This window comes from Paenibacillus sp. V4I7, from assembly GCF_030817275.1.
GTDB lineage: Bacteria > Bacillota > Bacilli > Paenibacillales > NBRC-103111 > Paenibacillus_E.
In genome coordinates, this window is record NZ_JAUSZD010000002.1 from 4,246,263 (window position 1) to 4,265,697 (window position 19,435).

The 19,435-nt window shown below is 45.3% G+C and carries 20 protein-coding genes and 1 pseudogene; 12 read left to right on the forward strand and 9 right to left on the reverse strand.

Features of this window, described 5'->3' with window-relative positions:
• Positions 1-26 precede the first annotated feature (26 nt).
• Positions 27-149 carry a hypothetical protein gene (locus QFZ80_RS20780; RefSeq protein ID WP_307560764.1) on the forward strand — a complete coding sequence of 41 codons (123 nt, stop codon included), beginning with the start codon at positions 27-29 and terminating at the stop codon, positions 147-149.
• Positions 150-333: 184 nt separating this feature from the next.
• On the opposite strand, the gene QFZ80_RS20785 is transcribed toward QFZ80_RS20780, so the two are convergent.
• Positions 334-717 (reverse strand): ribosomal maturation YjgA family protein, encoded by a 384-nt coding sequence (locus QFZ80_RS20785; RefSeq protein WP_307560766.1) that lies wholly within the window; start codon positions 715-717, stop codon positions 334-336.
• A 217-nt stretch (positions 718-934) separates the two neighbouring features.
• On the opposite strand from QFZ80_RS20785, the gene QFZ80_RS20790 reads away from it, so the two are divergent.
• From QFZ80_RS20790 to QFZ80_RS20805, 4 genes are all read left to right on the forward strand, one after another.
• Complete coding sequence (locus QFZ80_RS20790) at positions 935-2,497, forward strand: SWIM zinc finger family protein (RefSeq protein ID WP_307560768.1); 1,563 nt, start codon at positions 935-937, stop codon at positions 2,495-2,497.
• Positions 2,494-5,424, forward strand: a complete 2,931-nt coding sequence (locus QFZ80_RS20795; protein WP_307560770.1) for a DEAD/DEAH box helicase — start codon at positions 2,494-2,496, stop codon at positions 5,422-5,424. Before QFZ80_RS20790 ends, QFZ80_RS20795 begins: the two co-directional genes overlap by 4 nt.
• 136 nt (positions 5,425-5,560) lie before the next feature.
• Positions 5,561-6,133, forward strand: coding sequence for a CBO0543 family protein (locus QFZ80_RS20800; protein WP_307560772.1), 573 nt, complete (start codon positions 5,561-5,563; stop codon positions 6,131-6,133).
• A gap of 2 nt (positions 6,134-6,135) precedes the next feature.
• Entirely contained in the window at positions 6,136-6,612 is a 477-nt protein-coding gene (locus tag QFZ80_RS20805; RefSeq protein ID WP_307554558.1) for a CBO0543 family protein, read from the forward strand.
• 86 nt (positions 6,613-6,698) lie between these two features.
• On the opposite strand, the gene QFZ80_RS20810 is transcribed toward QFZ80_RS20805, so the two are convergent.
• Genes QFZ80_RS20810 through QFZ80_RS20820 form a run of 3 tightly spaced genes read right to left on the reverse strand, consistent with a single transcriptional unit; the run spans position 6,699 to position 8,071 of the window.
• Positions 6,699-7,256, reverse strand: a complete 558-nt coding sequence (locus QFZ80_RS20810) for an SRPBCC family protein (RefSeq protein ID WP_307560774.1) — start codon at positions 7,254-7,256, stop codon at positions 6,699-6,701.
• Positions 7,257-7,296: 40 nt separating this feature from the next.
• Positions 7,297-7,749 carry an SRPBCC domain-containing protein gene (locus QFZ80_RS20815; RefSeq protein WP_307564174.1) on the reverse strand — a complete coding sequence of 151 codons (453 nt, stop codon included), beginning with the start codon at positions 7,747-7,749 and terminating at the stop codon, positions 7,297-7,299.
• The gene (locus QFZ80_RS20820) at positions 7,733-8,071 is read right to left on the reverse strand and encodes an ArsR/SmtB family transcription factor (RefSeq protein ID WP_307560776.1); all 339 of its coding nucleotides are present in this window, start codon (positions 8,069-8,071) and stop codon (positions 7,733-7,735) included. Before QFZ80_RS20820 ends, QFZ80_RS20815 begins: the two co-directional genes overlap by 17 nt.
• A gap of 146 nt (positions 8,072-8,217) precedes the next feature.
• Between QFZ80_RS20820 and QFZ80_RS20825 the strand changes: the two genes are divergently transcribed.
• Both QFZ80_RS20825 and QFZ80_RS20830 read left to right on the forward strand, forming a co-directional pair.
• Positions 8,218-8,652 (forward strand): SRPBCC family protein, encoded by a 435-nt coding sequence (locus QFZ80_RS20825; protein ID WP_307554553.1) that lies wholly within the window; start codon positions 8,218-8,220, stop codon positions 8,650-8,652.
• A 29-nt stretch (positions 8,653-8,681) separates the two neighbouring features.
• On the forward strand, positions 8,682-9,068 hold the full coding sequence (locus QFZ80_RS20830) for a TfoX/Sxy family protein (RefSeq protein ID WP_307560778.1): 387 nt from the start codon (positions 8,682-8,684) through the stop codon (positions 9,066-9,068).
• A 111-nt stretch (positions 9,069-9,179) separates the two neighbouring features.
• Here the strand turns inward: QFZ80_RS20830 and QFZ80_RS20835 are convergent, their stop codons facing one another.
• Positions 9,180-10,208 (reverse strand): DUF3231 family protein, encoded by a 1,029-nt coding sequence (locus QFZ80_RS20835; RefSeq protein ID WP_307554550.1) that lies wholly within the window; start codon positions 10,206-10,208, stop codon positions 9,180-9,182.
• 122 nt (positions 10,209-10,330) lie between these two features.
• A complete protein-coding gene (locus QFZ80_RS20840; RefSeq protein WP_307560780.1) occupies positions 10,331-11,830 on the reverse strand; it encodes an MDR family MFS transporter in 1,500 nt (499 codons plus the stop codon).
• 140 nt (positions 11,831-11,970) lie between these two features.
• On the opposite strand from QFZ80_RS20840, the gene QFZ80_RS20845 reads away from it, so the two are divergent.
• A complete protein-coding gene (locus tag QFZ80_RS20845) occupies positions 11,971-12,624 on the forward strand; it encodes a TetR/AcrR family transcriptional regulator (RefSeq protein WP_307560782.1) in 654 nt (217 codons plus the stop codon).
• A 4-nt stretch (positions 12,625-12,628) separates the two neighbouring features.
• Complete coding sequence (locus tag QFZ80_RS20850; RefSeq protein WP_307554542.1) at positions 12,629-13,480, forward strand: AraC family transcriptional regulator; 852 nt, start codon at positions 12,629-12,631, stop codon at positions 13,478-13,480.
• Positions 13,481-13,563: 83 nt separating this feature from the next.
• Here QFZ80_RS20850 and QFZ80_RS20855 read toward each other — a convergent pair whose 3' ends face one another.
• A complete protein-coding gene (locus QFZ80_RS20855) occupies positions 13,564-14,973 on the reverse strand; it encodes a HEAT repeat domain-containing protein (RefSeq protein ID WP_307560784.1) in 1,410 nt (469 codons plus the stop codon).
• A 131-nt stretch (positions 14,974-15,104) separates the two neighbouring features.
• Positions 15,105-15,992, reverse strand: a complete 888-nt coding sequence (locus QFZ80_RS20860; protein WP_307554539.1) for a sugar phosphate isomerase/epimerase family protein — start codon at positions 15,990-15,992, stop codon at positions 15,105-15,107.
• Positions 15,993-16,124: 132 nt separating this feature from the next.
• Here QFZ80_RS20860 and QFZ80_RS20865 point away from each other — a divergent pair, with 132 nt between their 5' ends.
• From QFZ80_RS20865 to QFZ80_RS20875, 3 genes and pseudogenes are all read left to right on the forward strand, one after another.
• Positions 16,125-17,042, forward strand: a complete 918-nt coding sequence (locus QFZ80_RS20865; RefSeq protein WP_307554537.1) for a helix-turn-helix transcriptional regulator — start codon at positions 16,125-16,127, stop codon at positions 17,040-17,042.
• A 187-nt stretch (positions 17,043-17,229) separates the two neighbouring features.
• On the forward strand, positions 17,230-17,487 hold the full coding sequence (locus QFZ80_RS20870; protein ID WP_307560786.1) for a UxaA family hydrolase: 258 nt from the start codon (positions 17,230-17,232) through the stop codon (positions 17,485-17,487).
• A gap of 21 nt (positions 17,488-17,508) precedes the next feature.
• Positions 17,509-18,599: pseudogene (locus QFZ80_RS20875) on the forward strand (UxaA family hydrolase).
• Positions 18,600-18,653: 54 nt separating this feature from the next.
• Here QFZ80_RS20875 and trhA read toward each other — a convergent pair.
• The gene (trhA, locus tag QFZ80_RS20880) at positions 18,654-19,298 is read right to left on the reverse strand and encodes a PAQR family membrane homeostasis protein TrhA (protein WP_307554531.1); all 645 of its coding nucleotides are present in this window, start codon (positions 19,296-19,298) and stop codon (positions 18,654-18,656) included.
• Positions 19,299-19,435: the final 137 nt, after the last annotated feature.

Consider the following 19,435-nt stretch of genomic DNA (forward strand, 5'->3'; position numbering starts at 1 on the left):
ACTGAATGGCAACCTAGAGGCATGTCATGAATAACGAGAACATACTAACGGCTCGTCAACTCATGATCTTGATTATTTTATTTTCGGTGGGAACGACCATTCTTGTAGTCCCATCGATGTCGGCCGCAGAAACTAAGCAGGATGCCTGAATCTCTGGTGTAATGGGCGTAGGCATTGCTTTTCTTATGGATGTATGTGAAGTTAGCGAAGATGTATTCCGATTAAACGTTATTCGATATGAATGAAATTATATTAGGGAAATGGTTAGGCAAAGCTGCAAGTGGTTGGGGAAGCTCATCAGCGTAATGTGGGATAATGATGCTTATACTCATCTTAGTTATTGCGCTGCAGCCATAGCTTGTCTATCCAAAAAGCAATCATAATCCCTATGACATATCTAAACAAATCAATCGTTAAATATCCTCTTCCAAGTATGAGGGATCCAATAATCGTATTTCTTATTTCGATTATCCATTCTTCTTTATATAACTGACTACATTCAATAGCAAAGCTAAATAAAACACTGATCACTACTGCCCATTTTAAACTTCTCTGTATAAATAAAAATCGAAAACCAAAATAGACCATACTTGCCCAAAGCACGTCCCCAGCATGTTTAGCCATAAATAATGGAATTACGCCGGAGAACGTTCTTGAGCTTAAGCCTAAAACGACGGTAGTTATGATGGCTGCAAAATACGTTATCCGAGTATTCAAATAGTAACCTCCTTCCTATTAATAGACTCACTAACTGGTGTATCATTCTCATTTGTTATATGATTTGAACATATTTCTCGAGTTAGTGTGGATTCCTTCATTCATGGGCTTGAGGGTTAGCTAAAAATGAAGGTAGATCAAATTTACATTATCAGCTTCACTATTTATACTAAAAGATGATTTTGATTATTGAAAGTAGAAAAAAAGGAGCTATTCTATGAGTTCTCCCGTTTTAAACGACGACCAATGGTTGATGCTGCTGGAGTACGTAGCCGAAACTTATAATGATGTTACCCTTAGTCGAGGGTTTACTTTCTTTAAACAACAGCGAGTAGCTTCCCTGAACATTTCTGAGACTCGTGTCGTTCAGGCAAGGGTGGTCGAGGAAGAAACAGGAGATTACCGAGTTACTCTGAATTTAGACAAGCCCCGTTCCAGTCAATGTAGTTGTCCAGTACCAGCCTCTTGCAAGCATATGGCAGCCGTTTGGATGGAGCTTGGAGATCGTCTGGGTTACCCCGCTTCCCAAATTATGAATGCCAAACTGCATCTCAAGCGGGTTACTTCAGTTACTTCCTTGGAGTCTACACTCACACAATTGCCCAAAATGGATGTATCCGGCTGGCAGAAGTTTCTGAATCATTATACGTCCCCCATTAAGGCGACTTATGATTTGGGAAATTATGTTGACATGTTAAGGCAGCAATTGCAGAACATCAAGAAGGTCACTATTCCTTTTTCTGATATCGATCGGATTTTTTTTGACATGCATCAGGAATTATTTATCCTTAGAAAAATAAAAGAGCAGAATGCACAAGGTGGCGTAAGTTACTACACCTCTTCCACCCTTTATCGGGTTTACGATGAAATCCATACTTGGCTAAAGCAACAATCGCCTCTTCTCAACTTCTCGATCTCTGGAGAGCGTCTTGAACAGACGTTTAGTTATATCAGACAGCAGATGGCTGACGAATCGGGTCATAATTATCATGATTATGGCGTCTATACCGTGCTTTGGAAATATTGGGTTACCCCAGATCCCGAGGCAAGTCCATATGTAACTAAGGAAATAGAAGCTCTTGAGACGATGACAATGGACAGCCCCTCCCCTTCTCTCTCAGCCGCAAAGGCCTTCTTGTACTTGCAGCAATCTAGGAGTAAAGAAGCCTGGGAGGCTTTAGAAGCGAATGATATTTTCAAAGAGGCCCCTGCCAAACTGTTTATCCCTTTCCTTGACTATCTATATGACACCCAGAACTGGGAAGAGTTAGTGAATTGGTTGAGAAGATCCGTATCTTTTTTCAATCGGAAACGGACCAAAGAACTTGAACTTTATGCCGATTTTTGGACAAAAGCCATTGTGCATCTCCCTCAAGCGGAAGAACACATGTGGAGCGTTCTAGAAGAACTATTGCCTTATTCTTTCCGAATTATTGAGGAAATGCTGTACGATCAAAGGAAATGGAAGCCTTGGTTAGAAATGCAGATCCTACAGGGGCATGACCCTCTTTACCATCGCGTCAATGTTCTGCAGCCGATTGAGAAGGATACCCCTAAGCTACTTCTACCCTATTACCATCAAGCGGTAGATCACTATGTGAGTTTGAAAAATCGGCATGATTATAAATTAGCGGTAAGGCTCCTCAAGAGACTAGATAAAGTGTACAAGAAAATGAAACAAACCGAGCGATGGGAACATTTCTTTTCTGGTTTCGTGGAACGACACAGCAGGCTAAGGGCGCTGCAAGAGGAACTTAGGAAAGGAAAGCTACTCGGATGAGCACAAAATTGCATGATATGACATTGAACGTGACCTTAACGGACAGTGGCGATGCCTTACTCTGGGGGCTGCAGGACGGACGCGATGTGCCCGGAGATAAATTTCGAAAGCTGCTGTTCGCGTGGCACGAGTCCTCTTACTACGGGACCATTCTGGACCAACAGCTAGCGGGAGAGTTAACACTAACGGTCCTGCCCGTGGAGATGGTGCTCCCCTTCTTCGCAGAACCCTATTTCATGGATGTCCTTCGATGGGAAGGGGGAAACGAAACCACAAAGGGACTGCTAGAAGTGGCGCCGGTTCTATACCGAGAAGCTAAAGCAGGTCACTATATACCCAGTTACAGCGCATTCCGAAATGGGAATCTGGCTTGGACTTGGGATGCCGAGACGGAGTCATTGAAACAACTTGATTGGCATGCACTAAAAAGCTTAGATGGCTTAGGTGACGGAATGTCTGGCCTGCGTGCAGCCTTCTCCGCCGTAGTTTCGGCTGAGCACTATCCCAATGAAGCTGCCCTTTCCGATCTTCGGCGGGATTATCCAGCTCTGTTCCGTGCACAGAAATCTGCGCCTACTTCGGCTGATGCGTTCACGGACGAAGAATGGCTTGCCTCTCTGGGCTGGAGACCGGACACCGCTCCCTTCCGCCCTGCTCTGCAGCTGCTGGAACCGGACGAGAACGATGACACTTGGCGTCTCCGCTTGGTTCTGCAAGATAAAAGCGAAGGATCTGTATTGACGCCAATTCGCCTTTATGCAGACGGACGTGCTTCAGGCACGTGGGCCAGTGATTGGACCCCATATATCCTGGAGCGTTCTCTTGGCTGGGCTACAAGACTAACAGAAGCGTTGCCTGGGCGCAGTAGCGGCGGCGAGCTATTTGCAGAGCCTCTAAGCGACGAAGCCGCTTGGTCATTTCTGACAACGGACAGCCGCCTTTTGTTGGAAGATGGCTGGAATGTCATGCTCCCCGGTTGGTGGGAAGCCGCCTCGAAACGCAAACCTCGGCTGCGCGCACGTGTTTCCTCAGAAGCGGGCGGCAGAGGCGAGTCGCTGTTCGGTCTGAACTCGCTGGTAAACTTCGATTGGCGGATTGCCATTGGCGATAACGACCTGAGCGAAGAAGATTTCGCTGGTCTGCTTAGCCGCAATGAACGGCTTATCCGCTTCCGTGGACAATGGGTGTATTTGGACCCCGCTTTATTGGAGCAAATCCGGAGGCTCATGGAAAGCGTGAATCCGCAAGAAGGTCTGTCCCTGCAGGATATCTTTCAGCTTCACCTGTTAAGTGAATCCGAAAAGGAAAGAACCCAAAAGGAAAGTCTAACAGCGGAGGAAGAAGCAGATAATGAAGAACGGCTGAAGCTGGAAGTCGAGCTGAATGCCCACCTCTTGGCGCTGCTTCGCCAGCTTGGGCAGCCTTCGGAATTAAAGGAAATTGCTGTGCCTGAGGGGTTGCGCGCTGAGCTTCGCGGGTATCAACACGAGGGCTTCACGTGGCTGAGCTTCCTTAGGAAGTTCGGGCTGGGTGCCTGCTTGGCCGATGATATGGGGCTCGGCAAAACGGTTCAATTCATCACGTATTTACTGCATCATAGAGCAGAGTCGGAGCACCCTGCCCTGCTCATCTGCCCCACGTCCGTGCTTGGCAACTGGCAGAAGGAGCTAGTCCGCTTTGCTCCGGATTTAAAGGTTTTTCTTCATTACGGAAAGGGACGATTAAGCGGCGAGGAACTTTCTACGGTTTTGAAAGACATGGATATTGTGCTTACCTCCTATACGACGGCGCTGATGGATCAAGAGACTCTACAGGAAACCATGTGGAGTTCCCTTTGCTTGGATGAAGCCCAAAATATCAAGAATGCCCACAATAAACAATCCGCAGCGATCCGTATGCTCAAAGCTAGGCACCGCATTGCGCTAACAGGAACACCTATTGAGAATCGATTGTCCGAGCTGTGGTCGATTTACGACTTTCTTAATCCGGGTTACCTCGGGAACCAACGCGGGTTTCAGCACCGTTTCGCGAATCCGATAGAGAAGCACCACGATGAGGAACGAACGGCACAGCTGCAGAAGCTCGTCAAACCTTTCATGCTGCGCCGTAAAAAGAAGGATCCTGCGATCCAACTCGATTTGCCCGATAAGCTTGAAACCAAAGTCTATATCAATTTAACAGCCGAGCAAGGAGCACTCTATGAACGATCCGTCAAGGATCTCATGGAACGTATGCAAAAGCTGGAAGGCATGGAGCGCAAAGGAGCGATCCTAGCGGCCTTAACACAGCTAAAGCAGCTGTGCGACCACCCCATGCTGCTAACGAAGGAAGCTAGTCTGCCGGAGGAAGCTCTGCTTGCCGAGGAGAGCCGCGAAGCCTTCGTCATGCGATCCGCGAAGCTTGAGCGGCTGGTTGCCATGGTCGGAGAACTTCGGGACGAAGGCGACTCCTGCCTGATTTTCACCCAGTATGTAGGCATGGGGCGAATATTGGCAGACGTACTGCGGGCACAAAGGAATGAACCGGTATTGTATCTGAACGGAAGCACGCCCAAGTTGGAGCGCGATAAGATGATTGATACGTTCCAAGCCGCTGAAGAAACGGGGCCGGGTATCTTCGTTCTGTCGCTGAAAGCTGGCGGAGTCGGACTCAACTTAACCGCAGCGAACCATGTGTTCCACTTCGACCGTTGGTGGAACCCTGCCGTAGAGAACCAGGCCACGGATCGCGCCTATCGGATGGGACAGACGCGCAATGTACAAGTACATAAGTTCATTTCCCTCGGCACATTAGAGGAACGAATCGATGAGATGCTCGAGAGCAAGATGAGTCTAAGCGAGAACGTGATCTCCACCTCCGAAGGCTGGATTACGGAACTCTCAAACGAAGAATTGAGAGATTTGTTTGCACTTCGTAAGGAGTGGTGATGGAAGAACAATGACCTCCTCAAGCATGAGGAGGTCATTTATATTATTTAGTCACTCATATCGTGTACCCCACTGGAGATAATAGACATTCAATTACATGATATCTGGCAAATAATACGCCAATTGGGAGGTAGTATTGTCGGTTCTGACGGAAGGCATACTAACTTTGTTTGGTAAACGGTATGAAGATGAGGGTGGATTTGTCATTATGATTCTAGAAAGAAAAATTATTATCCTTGTATGGATCTTGGGGCTTGAAATGGTCGTTATATTCGTTCGACGATCGAATGTTCGTCGATTTATTCTCGCTCATTTTACTTCTCAGACTATCGTTTGGTTTTCAGTAATCCTGCAAGTCAAGCTGAGGATCATTTCTTTCCCAGTTCGTGAGTTCCCGAGAGCGACAGATATCGGATTTACGATGACGTATTTACTGTATCCAATATTAAGTAGTATCTACATTCTCCTTGAGCCGCGGCGCTCGCGGACGATTAGAACCCTCTATCTGCTGCTATGGTGCACTGCTCTTGCCTGGTTAAATTATATGTTAACTCAGTACACACAATTGTTAGATTACAAGTTCCTCGACTGGTTCATGGGCAGCATGTTCTTTATTTTCTTACTGGTATTAACGAAAGTGATCGTTCGCTGGTTTTATCGAAATGGAGAAACAGAAACATTTGAAGCTGAATTACAGGGTAAATCATGAGCATGGATAGATGGGTGTTAACTGCCGTGTGGCTACTATCATTTGGGCTCATCTTCACCATCCCCCGTCGCAAAATCCGGCTTGCGGTTGTGTCCTTCCTATTCAAGCAGATACTTGCTTGTCCGCTTGGCCTGATAGTTGTAGAGTACAATTTAGTGGCTTATCCTGTGGTAGAGCTGCCTGATGTAAGCCGAACCAGCATGACTTACGAGTACCTTGCTTATCCGATCATCTGCATGGTGTTTAACTGCTATTATCCAAGCTGCCGGAGCCGCTGGGTACAGTTTAGTTATTACATAATTTTCTGCATTCCACTCACGATTACGGAAGTTATCCTTGAACATTATACGAATCTCGTCCGTTATGTTCACTGGAGCTGGTTCTGTACAGTGCTCTCTCTAATGATTACATTCTTATTAAGCCGAATGTTTTGTGTGTGGTTCTTCACTAGGAAGAGGGCGACTGCATCTAACATGTAATTCTTGTTAATACTCATGCTCTTTGGAAGTAATCATAACAAATAGAAACGGTATTCGTTCCAAGAGAACGAATACCGTTTATTATGTTAGGCTAGGTACTTCTTAAGCGGTTCCCAGTAGTTTGTATGCCAACCGGGAGCCAGGTGAGCTTCTTGACCTTCAGGAAAGCCTGTATGGCTAAAGATGAGGCGGGTTTCCGCGCCTTGCCCTTCCAATTCGAACTTCACCAGGGAATATACGCCTTCTTCCCAATTCGCGACACGCCACGCTTGAACAATTCGTTTGTTTGGCTCCAGCTCAATATTTTCCCCCACAATCATCCCACCAAAGCAGGAGAAAGAGCCACCAGCTTCTGGCGTTATTTCTGTAGGTGCTCCACCTGAGACTTTGCTAAACTGAGCGGCATCAGTCAGCGCTTCATAGATGCGGTTCGGGCTTGCAGCGAACACAACCTCCTGATGAATAGCTGAAGAATCGCCGATTTGCTTGTCTTTTCCCATTAACCATTGTGTAAGCTGCTCCACAGTCATGCTTTTTAACATATCAGCATGATCGTGAATCGCATGATGCCACATCTTCGCTTCTACTTCGTACCGGTTTTCCTCTTCTACTTTGAACCCACAATCGCAAGATAATGTTGTCATTGCCTTCTATCTCCCCATAAGCTTATTTATGAAACGTAATTTAATGCATGGCCTTAACTGACCAAGGATCTACGCCAGGATCTCCACCCTCAGCCAACGTTTGGAGTCTAGATGTATAGTGCATCCAACCCTCTGTGTGAGCGGCGACTTCTTCGACCGGCAAATCGTAGTGAGTTAATAGCAGGACAGTACCTTTGTCTTTAGCAGTGAATTTAAATTCGAGCGTGCTTGAACCAGGTGGAACCACCTTGGACTTCTCCCAGCCCCACGTCATAACGATTTTCTCGTTTGGAATAATTTCTTTATATTCCCCCATCGCAATATCCGATCCATTAACATCGATCCGATATTTCCCTCCGATGCTTGGCTCCAACAAAATATGTCGGCCCATCCAACGAACCATCTTCTCTGGGTCCGTAAAAAAGGAGAATAAGATCTCCGGACGGCAATCGATGAACACCTCTTTCTTAATCGTGTCACTTGTTTGATTCATTTGATTCACGGTTACGCTGTCTCCTCTCTTCTTCTTCTGCGGCTTCCTTCAACAGCAGTAGACTATCATCCCAGAAACGGTCAATGTACGCTTTCAGATCAGCAAAACCTTCCCTCCTCATACGATAATACCGCTTGGTTCCCTCTCTCCGAACCACAAGTAATCCGGAATCCTCAAGAACCTTAAGATGTTGAGATACTGCTGGTGCCGAAATGTCAAAATGGGACGCGATGGAGCTTGATGTAAGCTCTCCGTCACGTACGAGATATAAAATATCTCTGCGTCTTGGCTCTACGATGGCTTGGATCACTTTTTCGATCATGACGTTAATTTAGCATATACTTAATTAAGTGTCAACTTAACTAATGAAACTATTTAAGTTGACACTTACGTAAGTGATTGCTAAAATACGAGTGTCAACAATGACTGATTTTATGAATTACGATACAAAGTAGGGAGATTATAGATATGGGAATTGATGTTTCGGCCAAGCTAGTGATTGCTCAAAGCCGTAAAGAGGTTGCTCGATATGCGATGGAGCCAACCAATGATCCCAAATGGACCAAAGGGATTACGGAGGCTGAACTCCTTACCGAACGCCCCATTGGCTTGGGAACTCAGGTAAGACGAATTGCAAAATTTCTAGGTAAGGAAATTCATTATGTGCTTAAAGTTGTTGAGTATGAACCCGAGCAGTTGATGGTGATGCAATCGATCAAAGGTCCTTTTCCGATGAAAGTAACGTATCAATTTGATGATGAAAATGAAGGCACACTAGCACAAATACGTGTTGAAGGTACCTCTGAAGGCTTCTATAAGCTTACGGATATCTTCATGTCCCCCCAAGTAAGAAGGAGCATTCAAGGAGACTTGAAGCGGCTTAAAGCTATAATGGAAAAATAAAAATATCAAATCGAAAGGGTGTTTCCTTTATGTCCATGCCTCGTCCTGATGAGGAGATGAAACAATTTTTCGCTGCCGTTATGCCCAGTGATCCTCATATTCATATTCGTCCCATGTTCGGTAATTTGGCCGGCTTTATTAATGACAACATGTTCGTTGGACTTTACGGACAGCAAATCTTTATCCGCCTGCCGGAAGACGAGCGTACTCGTCTTATCGAACAAGAAGGAGTATGTTTATTTTCCCCCATGCCAGGAAAGCCGATGAAGGAGTATGTCACCTTACCGGAGCAATGGCGGGAAACGCCTGATACAATTACGACGTGGATCGAGCAATCCTTACAATGGGTCGCAGCGATGCCAGAGAAAATTCCTGCGAAGAAAAAAACGAGCACGAAGAAGAGTAAAGGCGAATAGCAATGCTCTCCTGACATACCAAAGACCATCCATTACGAATCATTGGATGGTTTTTTTATTTGATTTAAATGGGATTGCACGTTTATGTCCTAAGACCATTTAAATCACAGCTTATAAGGATAATAGAGCGTTACGCTCAATCGCACCAGGCATTTTTTCCATCCAATCATTGTTTATCAGGAGTTCTGCACCATCGTCTGCATAAGTTCCGATTTCACCTGTAAGCCGAAGATAAACAGTTGTCAGATCCCTCCTCATGCTTGCTGCAAGGGAAGCTCCATAGTTCCCCATTCCTACCGCTGAAAGAAAGACTGTATGGTAGAGCATTAGCTTATCGGAAAATGGGGACTCCTTAGAATTCGAAATTTCTGTTTCCCAAGTCATGGGAGCCGGCAGCTGGTCATCGCGTAATAACGCGCTGAATACTTCGACATGCTTCGAGGAGATATCTCTGCCGCGCACGATATATTCTATGACTTCTTTGTTTTTAGCGACTTGAGAAAAACCTAACATCAATGCCTGACCTATGCTGTTCTTCATAACATTCAAATAAAGGTTTGTAATTTCTACGGCATTTAAGGGTCTACGATCGCCCAGCAGTCCATTTAACCAACTTTCTTTGTGCACGTATTCAACTGAATTGGGATACGGTATGTAAGGACTCCTAGGGAGAAGTCCTTTAGATTGCAGAATAGCCGTAGATTTCTCCAGCAGCTCAGCCGCAGTCTTCAGATTATGTTGAAAGAATGCACGAATATCCTGTCTTGAACTGCTTGCTAATGCCATTCCATAAGTAACTGTGCCAGCAATGCCCATATGTCTGAGATAAAGTAGCATAAAACCATCTGAAAATAGTCTTGGTGCATTTAGGTTGACATCCTTGTCTGTAAAGGCAAGAGGGATAGGGAACTCTTCGTCTTTAAATAACTTGTTTTTAAATTCCATATGTTCCGTTGTCAATCCAATAGCAAATTCAATGATTGGTTTTACTTCACTATCCTCAACAGTATGCAAGAAATGTTTAAGCACGCAATTGACCATACTGTCACTTAAATAACCTCCCCATAGAGGCGCGATATCACCAGAAGTTAGTCGAATATGATGCGGATTCTTTGCCAGTTTCGATTCATCTTGACTCATTGTATGCCCCCCCCCTACTATTTTGTTTTGCGCTATTAGTTAGAATTCCATAAATACCAACTTCTATGTACAAAAAAAAAGCCTACCGATTCATCGGTAAGCTTCTTGTACAATTATTCCCTTTAGTGTAGTCCTTCTAACACGACTTCTTGTTTCACAGCCTCACTAGGCTTTTTCTTATCACGGCGAAGGAACAAGCCTAAGAATATCCCACAGATCGCAACGATTAGCATCACGTGGAATGTCTGGCCGAACGCTTCGGGCGCTACAGCAAGCATAGCCTTTTGCATATCAGCAGGACTGTTTATTGGAATGTTTTTTGCAGCTATGGATGAATTCACACGCGAGGAGAGAATTGTCACCAAGGTTGCCACTGCGAAAGAATTGATAACTTGCTGCATGGCACTCGTTAAAGAAGTAACTCGACTCACCAAATCATGCGGAGCTTTCTTGATGAGATGCGAATTAAGCGGCATCATCATAAGACCCATACCCGAACCAGCCATAATAAGCGGTAAAATTAAGTCATGACCTTCTGTCGTTAAATCAACATGCGAATATTGAAAGATCGCTCCGGAAACAAGACTGAGCCCAACAACAACCAACCAGCGAACACCGATTTTATCAAACAAGTAACCGCCAATCGGCATCATGATGGCCGAAGCTAACGCTTGCGGGAATAACGTCATCCCTGTATCGAACGCACCGTACCCGCGGGCTTGCTGTAGAAATTGCGGAAGCAGGAAAATGGCCCCGAACAAGCAGAATTGCAGTACCCACTGTACGAAAATACTGAAGGAAAAATCGACAGATCGGAACACTCTAAGCTCAAGCAATGGGAGTTTGGATTTAAGTTCAACAATGATAAAAGCGATCAAAGCGACAGCTCCAATGATGATGCCCCACAGCGTTTTACCGGAAGTCCAGCTTTCAGCACCTTGTGTAATCCCATACGATAAGGATGCGAAGGCAATGGGCCCTAGAATCATGCCCGGTAAATCAAAACCAGCTACCTTCTTACGTGCGACAGCTGGCAGCTTCCATAGTCCAAAGATAAAGCTGAAAATACCAACGGGAAGATTAATTAAGAAAATCCAATGCCAGGAATGGTACTCAACGAGCCATCCGGATAAGATAGGCCCAATCGCAGGCGCCAGCAAAATGGGCACCCCCAGCATTCCCATCACCTGACCAATTTTGTTCGGTGGACTTAGCCGAAATACGTATGCCATAGCAACAGGCATAACGAATCCGCCGCCTAAACCTTGAAGGATACGGAAAACAATTAACCACTCCGCGCTGTTCGGTGTAGCGCATAAGACCGATGCTATGGTGAAAAGGACAACGGAAGTGAGGAATACATTCTTCGCCCCAAATCGGTCAGATAACCATCCCGCTAGAGGAATGACTGCCGCTGTCGCCAGCATATAGCCCGTTACGGTCCACTGAATGGTCGGTAAATCCGTTTTAAAATCGACGACCAGCTTTGACAAGGCCACATTCATCGCAGTCGTATCGAGGATAACCATAAATATACCCGATATGATAGCAATGAGCGGTACCAGAATGCTCGTAATCTTAAACTCTGGCTCCGCTTGACCAGATGTTGTGGGTTGACTCATGTTGTGTACCTCCTTCACAATATGTATGCCATCGTGCTACAATAGTAACGGACAATTGTCCGCAACATCATAATACGGACAATTGTCCGCAATGTCAATTATTTCTTTTATTAAGGTTTGTTCTTATAGGAGGAGCACGTATGAAACATCCAGATACCAATGAAAATTCATTATATAGCCAAGATATGAAAGCAATTCCACCCTGCGGTCGACGTGAGGAACGCGATTCAGAGTATCGCCGGCGTATTCTTACGTCTGCCAGAAGCCTGTTCGAAACCAATCAAATTGAATCCGTTACCATGCACCAGATTGCCAAAGAGTCGGGTGTGGGACAAGGCACTCTTTATCGCCGTTACGCCCATATTGGCGAGGTTTGCAGCGATCTGCTTCGTTCAACAACAGCCCAGTTTCTTGCTTCTCTTGAAGAGGGTCTTGCTAATCCCGGTCCCGAGGTTACAGCTATGAACCAATTGGCGGACACGATCGCTCGAATTATTGATTTTGTGGACGATAAAGCCTCTTTACTTTCCGTCATCAACACCATGTATACCGAAAAACGAAGCTTCTATTTACACAAAAAGCCCATTTATATCCGACTTCACAGCATTGTTGCTCCTTTGATCACTCGTGCTGTTCAACAAGGAGAGATTCAACAGATCGATGTCAATTTGACTGTTAACACTATACTTGCCTCCCTAACGCCAGAACAGTACTTATATCATAGAGAAATTCTCGGCTATAACAAGGAGCAATTTGTTGAGGGCATTTGCCGAATCTTCGTGAAAGGAATATAAGCCCATGAGAATAGATATGAATCCTAGCCAGCTCATCTTCTGGAAGAAATATATCGCTAAAGCGAAGCTTGATTTATCGATTGCGGCTTACACCAAGGTGCTGAAATCCTGGAACGATGAGAATGCTTCCTGTCCGTTTAATCGCTTGTATTTTATTATCGAGGGAGAAGGCTTTGTAAAAATTGGGAAACAGACCTATTATCCGAAGCCAGGTGAACTTTATCTGCTTCCAGCGGGGAGTAATCAGGCCTATGGAACCATAAGCGATCATACTTTCGGAAAATACTGGTGTCATTTCACGGCCAAAATCGGGGATTTGGATCTGTTTCAGATTTTGCAAACATCCGCATTCATTACGATTAAAGATACAGAGGCTTTACGGAGAAAATTCGAACAACTGATAGCCTATAATAAAGGTGAAGAGTTAACCTCTGCTTTTAGAGTCAATGCAATTTTAAGTGAATTCATTGCCGAATTCATTGAACAAAGTGAAACCGTCAAGCTGAATCTAGCTTCTACCCCTACTTTCGAGAAAATGAATAGTGTCCTGCACTATATGGAACAGCATATTGCTGACAACGTATCCGTCGATACATTATCCCAAATTGCGCACTACCACCCTAACTACTTTATTAATGCCTTTAAACAATTTACGGGTTATTCACCGATTCAATATATGAACCATTTGCGCTCGGAAAAGGCCAAGGATTTACTCATGATGACAGAATTAAATGTCTCACAAATCGCCGATTCGCTGGGAATGGAATTATCGTATTTTTCCCGCATGTTCCGAGAACAAACGGGTTTTACACCTACTTCTTTCCGTGATTTGAAACCGAAAATGATCGATTTATAACGAACTGTGATTAATTGAATCAAGGAAACAACGCAAAAAGGGCAAAAGTTAATTTGCCCTCTTTCTTTACCAATTTTGCGCTTTTATGGATAGAAAGCATTTGTCTTTGTCGTTGTCGGGCACCAGCGAGAATTAAGCAGAAACTTAATGAGCGTATTCTTAGCCCGCTCCGTACCGATATAATGCAGAGATTCCGCAGCATGAGCACGAACATATCTGTTCTCATCATCCAACGCGATTTCCAACTGCGGCACAGCTGCTTCCGCTTGAGAGCCTAATCGAGACAAGGATAAACTTGCCATGAAGCGAACTTGCGCGTTCTCATCTTGTAAACATCTACCTAAGCTTGACACAATGTCATCCAAAGGTGTGTCCATCAATCCAAGTGCATCCACTACGGCGCAGCGAACAGAATCAGCTGGATGTTCGAGAAGCTTTATGAGTGTAGGAACGGCTTCTGCCGCTACCCCTCTTAATTCACCAAGAGCAAATATCGCATGTGTAGCGATTTCAGTATTTTCATGATGTAAAGCTGCAATTAGCCCGTTAACGGCCTCGCTTCCTGAAACGGATAACCCATAAGCAGAAACTCGTGATACTTGGCTATTCTCGCTATTTAATCCTTCGAGTAAAGCGTCTACTCCCTGCTGCCCTCTTCTTGCCAGATCATAGGCCGCATTGATTGCTAGCGGCTCAAAACCAGCTAACTTAGCGGATAACTCCTTAATTTGATCCGGATCAGATGCAGCTGTTCCTGCCAGACTGGCCATTTTTCCAGACAGCCAGTTCCAAGTTTCTTCCCACATTAAATCATGCTCGGCAATTGGCAAATGCAAGTTAGCTGGCTTTCTCCATGCTGCCTCTTGATTATTCCAACTAGGTGCTTGCGGCAGTTCTGTACGCATGAATTCAAATTTCAGCATGTAACGCGGCTGTCCTAACACATTCGGCGTGGAACGATGCCAAATATCATAATGGATCAGTGCAAAAGTACCCGCCTCGCCGCTTGCTAAGACTTCCCCTTCTTGTTCATTGGATTCAAAAGTCCGACTCTGGTAATTTTGTGTGCCTGGCATTACTCCTGTTGGTCCTAATTCCACTGGTGTATCCTGTGGGAAATACATAATCATTGCCCAATTGGGGTGGTGATTGCGCATTCTGTTATAACCCCAATAGCTGTCCTTATGCCAGCCTCCAGCCGTAGCTGAGGCATTGAAATGCCCATGTCTATGTGCGTGCATCATATAGTTCGGCCCTAATACGCTTGTTAAAGCACCTGTCACGACAGGGTGATCGAATACTTTTTGCAGCTCACGAATGCGGGGTAGTAAATTATTGCCGGGGTTGCCCTCTTCCGCATAAACCGTGTTTAATTGTGCTACAAGATTACTGTGAAAATCGCTCGAAAAATCAGTTTTGAGAATCAAACACCCGTTTGTAATAAATTCTCTCATTTGCTCGTCTGTCAATAATAAAGGTGTGTTTTCCTGCATAGCTGTTAGCCTCCTTGGCTTTGAATGAATGCGGTAACAATGACCTTATTATAAGAAAGATGGCTCTGACTAAAAATAGACGATCTTAATCAGAGCTAGCACAAAACTAAGATGGAACAAGAAACGACTCATTAAACAGGGTTTGGAATGTAATCTCCGCCACGGCAGCGTTTTAAATAGTTCAAAGCATGCACCTGACCCGTCATCTCGAGCTCATCACGGTAGACAGGATCATGCCAGCCTTCAATGTCGATTGTACCTTGGTAGCCTGCCTGACGCAGAATCGTAATAATATCGGACCAATTCGTGTCCCCAAAGCCAGGTGTACGGTGCCAAACGAACTCTTGGCTCCCATGGACCCCATATTCCCGAACAATATCCCACGCAATTGTCGCATCTTTGCCGTGGACGTGGAACACTTTATCGACCCATTTACGTAACTGTGGAATCGGATCGATTAAACTAACCATCTGATGGCACGGCTCCCATTCCAGACCAATGTTATCCGCCGGTACGGCATTAAACATTAGATTCCAGGCAGTTGGGTTATGGGCAATGTTCCAATCCCCTGTCTTCCACGTTCCGCCCATATCACAATTCTCAAAAGCAAGTCGCACACCGTGATCAGCGGCTCTCCGAGAAAGCTCACCAAACACTTCCTTGAACTTCGGTATGGACTCATCAATTGGACGATCCGGAATACGGCCGGTAAAACCGTTTACGATATCGGTACCAAAGAGATGTGCATGATCAATAAGCCGCTCCCAGCTCGCGAGTGTATCCTTATTATCTCCTGTTCCCGTGAGTGGATTTCCGAATACACCTATCGTAGATATGACAGCGTCGTGCTCTGCCACAATGTCGGCTACCCGCTTTGCCGTTTCTTTGAGATCGATATTCCCCGTTGTTTGCCAAAAGGATAAGCTGTAGGATTCAAATCCGTGCTTGGCAATTTGGGGGATGATGCGAACGGCATCTCCACCACCAACTAAAGTACCCACTCTAAGCTTCTTATTCATGATTGTATATCACTCCTATATTGGTATAAGATAAATGAATATGATCATTATAACTAGGAATATCGACAAATTCTCTATCCTATCTTGCTCCAAATAGGTCTTATATTGATACTTAGGAAAGTGAGGCAGCTCATGACGTACCCTCAAGATTTAATGGAGAAAACACCACTCTGGGATAGCAGCTATCCAATCCGTTTCTACCGAAACCGACCGCATTCAGCCGCTAAAGACGATAACATTCTGTATCTTCACTGGCATGAACATTTCGAGATCATTGATATGCAGGTTGGTAAAGCGATATTTCATATAGATAGCCGTCCTTATGAGGCCAACGCTGGTGACCTGCTTTTTGTGCCCGCGGGAGCTTTGCATGTAGGCTACAACGCAGCAAATGAAGAAATGGAGTATGTCGCTGTCGTTTTTAATGCTTCCTTGCTGAGAGTGTTGCACCCAGACCCCGTGCACGAACGGTATATCCTCCCGTTTCTGGACGGGCGAGTTCCACTGCCTGTCAAATTATTGGCCGAGGATGAACTTGCTGCTCCTTACCGTAGACTCATTCGTGAATCTACAGCCGAGTTTGAGCATAAAAATGCCGCGTACGAGCTCGTCATCAAACATAACTTTCAGCTGCTTTTCGCTCTACTATCTCGGCAATTTTTACCGGAGAAGTTCATAGATAAACCTGCTCCTGCCCGTCATTCGGAATCTTTCAAACCGTTGATCCAGCATATAGAATCCCATATAGCTGAGCCATTATCGGTTGAGCAGGCTGCACGGATGGTGAATCTGAACCCGTATCATTTTTGCAAAACGTTCAAGAAGCTAACCGGACGTACCTTCGTAGATTACGTGAACTGGCTGCGAATCAACGAAGCTGATCGTTTACTTCGTGAAACCGAATGGACAGTAACCGAAATCGCTGAGCGGATTGGCTGCGGAAACGCTAACTATTTTACAAAGCTATACAAGAAATATAAGAGTTTCCCGCCTTCTGACATTCGGCGAAAACGGGAGTCCGCTATGAAGTCAGTCCCCCCATTATCTTAGTCTTGTGCTAACATGCGTGAGAAAAGTCTCTATTCAATTCCATCCAACTTCCTTAAACTAGAATTGAAACTTGATGCTTATAAATACGCTAAGTGCAAGCTTACTCTGAGGAGGGATCTAATGTCACATGACTTCATTCACGGGACAGATAGTCTTGTCATGAACGAAAAAAGACGATGTTGCGACCGTGCTGCGCGATATTCCGAGCGGTGAATCTATTCATTTCTATAAGGGTGCAAGTATGCAAACGCTAACATTGCATGATTCTATCCCATTCGGACACAAGGTAGCCATTGCATTCATCCAACAAGGTGCCGAGGTCGTTAAATATGGGGATGTCATTGGTAAAGCAACCCAAGATATTCGAGCTGGCGAGCATGTTCATGTCCACAATATTGAAGGTATTCGCGGTCGCGGAGATATACCGAAAACACATGAATCCTAACTATGCCAAGGGGGCTGCGATATGACTACTATTATGGGTTATCAGAGAGAGAATGGGGACATCGGTATTCGAAATCATTTAATCATCATTCCGACCGTTATCTGTGCCAATCATGTTTGCAATCGAATTGCACAAATGATACCCGGAGCGGTCGTGATTCCTCATCAGCATGGCTGCAGTCAAATTGGGGATGACAAGAATAGAACCTTCGATGTTTTGGCAGGTACGGGGCAAAATCCGAATGTTGGTGCTGCTATCATTATTAGTTTGGGCTGCGAGGTCATCGATCCCATTGCACTAGCCGATGCGATTAAAGCGACTGGCAAACCCGTGGAGGTTTTTGATATTCAATCCATCGGTGGTTCGGTTAAAGCCATTTCGCATGGGACTGAAATTGCCAAAAGATTGCTGACCGATCTGGCCCCTCCGGATTAGCTTCCAATCCTGCTTTAGGTGTAGCCGCTGATAAATTAATGCATGCTGGAGGCAGCATCGTCATCGGTGAGACGACGGAAATCATTGGCGCTGAGCACATTCTGGCCAGCCGCTGCAATACGACTGAAACAAGCGACAAGCTTTACGAAGCTATCGGGCGATTTGAAACAGAAATCGAGCGTATGGGCGCCGATATGCGCGGCGGTAATCCAAGTCCCGGCAACATTGCGGGTGGACTTTCTACGATTGAAGAGAAATCACTCGGCTGTATCAGCAAATGCGGCACGCACCCCATTCAAGATGTAATTGGTTACGCTGAACATGTTCCAGAGCATGGATTATACTTTATGGATTCACCGGGAAATGACATCGAATGTGTGTCCGGTATGGCTGCAGGCGGCGTGCACATCGTCTGTTTCACGACGGGTCGCGGAACGCCAACGGGTTCAGCTGTTGTCCCCGTAATCAAAATTACGGCAAACAAATTCACCTATTCAAACATGGAAGACAATATGGATGTGGATGTGAGCAGCATGCTCGCTGGTACCTTAAATTTGGAGCAAGCAGGCGAACAAATCTGGCAGGAAATTTGTGAAGTGGCTGAAGGCAAACTGACTAAGGCAGAGATACTGGGCCATCAGGAATTCAGCATTAATCGTATCGGTCCTAGCTTATAGATCCAAGTATTATGCAGATGTCAGCCTGTCGGACACTAGGCACATATTTCACCCCTACAAAACGGCAGGCATCACATAAGCATAGACAGCAATAAAGTGACAGCTGCTTCCTGCAAGCACAAACAAATGCCAAATGACATGGTGATATTTTAATCTTCGCCAAAGAAAGAACGGTACGCCCATGCAGTAAAAAGCGACTCCGAACATTAACCAAGCTAGAGCCATTGAGGGAAGAAGTTCACCTAGTGGACCGACTAATGAAACCATGAAAGCACCCATCAATAAATACATCAGCAAGCCCCAAGGCATAAACCGCCTAATGATTAAATGAACATAGCGCACGCCTCCGAAAGCTAATCCCCATATCAACAGCAGCAAAGTGTAACCAAGAGTTCCTTGCAAGGTAATCAGTAGGAATGGCGTATACGAGCCTGCAATGGCAATAAAGATAGCCGAATGGTCCATGACTTCAAAGCGTTCGCCCCACTTCTTCGAGCGAGAGCAATGCAGCAGGGTCGAGGACAGATATAGCAAGCAAAAGGATACCCCATAAATCGCATTGCTAATGATATAGGCAAGATCTTCGAACAGAACGGAACGTTGTAAAAGTAAAAAAAGACCGAAGGCACTTAGCGCCGCGCCCATGCCGTGGCTTAATGCATTTAACCGTTCTTCCCTCAGAGCTAATCTATCTTCCATTACGCAGGCTCACTCCTTTCTACTTAGTCCCTAGTTTTTCCTAACCTGAAGCCTAGTATGTAATCACCTCAGTCCTGATTGTAAGAATAAAAAAATGGATCCCGGCATCATGGCCGAGATCCATTTTATTTATTTCT

What these genes read in the sequence shown, in the direction of transcription:
- QFZ80_RS20780 (WP_307560764.1), top strand. Translation starts at nt 27, where the DNA reads ATGAATAACGAGAACATACTAACGGCTCGTCAACTCATGATCTTGATT.
- QFZ80_RS20790 (WP_307560768.1), top strand. Translation starts at nt 935, where the DNA reads ATGAGTTCTCCCGTTTTAAACGACGACCAATGGTTGATGCTGCTGGAG.
- QFZ80_RS20795 (WP_307560770.1), top strand. Translation starts at nt 2,494, where the DNA reads ATGAGCACAAAATTGCATGATATGACATTGAACGTGACCTTAACGGAC.
- QFZ80_RS20805 (WP_307554558.1), top strand. Translation starts at nt 6,136, where the DNA reads ATGGATAGATGGGTGTTAACTGCCGTGTGGCTACTATCATTTGGGCTC.
- QFZ80_RS20810 (WP_307560774.1), bottom strand. Translation starts at nt 7,256, where the DNA reads ATGACAACATTATCTTGCGATTGTGGGTTCAAAGTAGAAGAGGAAAAC.
- QFZ80_RS20815 (WP_307564174.1), bottom strand. Translation starts at nt 7,749, where the DNA reads ATGAATCAAACAAGTGACACGATTAAGAAAGAGGTGTTCATCGATTGC.
- QFZ80_RS20820 (WP_307560776.1), bottom strand. Translation starts at nt 8,071, where the DNA reads ATGATCGAAAAAGTGATCCAAGCCATCGTAGAGCCAAGACGCAGAGAT.
- QFZ80_RS20825 (WP_307554553.1), top strand. Translation starts at nt 8,218, where the DNA reads ATGGGAATTGATGTTTCGGCCAAGCTAGTGATTGCTCAAAGCCGTAAA.
- QFZ80_RS20830 (WP_307560778.1), top strand. Translation starts at nt 8,682, where the DNA reads ATGTCCATGCCTCGTCCTGATGAGGAGATGAAACAATTTTTCGCTGCC.
- QFZ80_RS20835 (WP_307554550.1), bottom strand. Translation starts at nt 10,208, where the DNA reads ATGAGTCAAGATGAATCGAAACTGGCAAAGAATCCGCATCATATTCGA.
- QFZ80_RS20840 (WP_307560780.1), bottom strand. Translation starts at nt 11,830, where the DNA reads ATGAGTCAACCCACAACATCTGGTCAAGCGGAGCCAGAGTTTAAGATT.
- QFZ80_RS20845 (WP_307560782.1), top strand. Translation starts at nt 11,971, where the DNA reads ATGAAACATCCAGATACCAATGAAAATTCATTATATAGCCAAGATATG.
- QFZ80_RS20850 (WP_307554542.1), top strand. Translation starts at nt 12,629, where the DNA reads ATGAGAATAGATATGAATCCTAGCCAGCTCATCTTCTGGAAGAAATAT.
- QFZ80_RS20855 (WP_307560784.1), bottom strand. Translation starts at nt 14,973, where the DNA reads ATGCAGGAAAACACACCTTTATTATTGACAGACGAGCAAATGAGAGAA.
- QFZ80_RS20860 (WP_307554539.1), bottom strand. Translation starts at nt 15,992, where the DNA reads ATGAATAAGAAGCTTAGAGTGGGTACTTTAGTTGGTGGTGGAGATGCC.
- QFZ80_RS20865 (WP_307554537.1), top strand. Translation starts at nt 16,125, where the DNA reads ATGACGTACCCTCAAGATTTAATGGAGAAAACACCACTCTGGGATAGC.
- trhA (WP_307554531.1), bottom strand. Translation starts at nt 19,298, where the DNA reads ATGGAAGATAGATTAGCTCTGAGGGAAGAACGGTTAAATGCATTAAGC.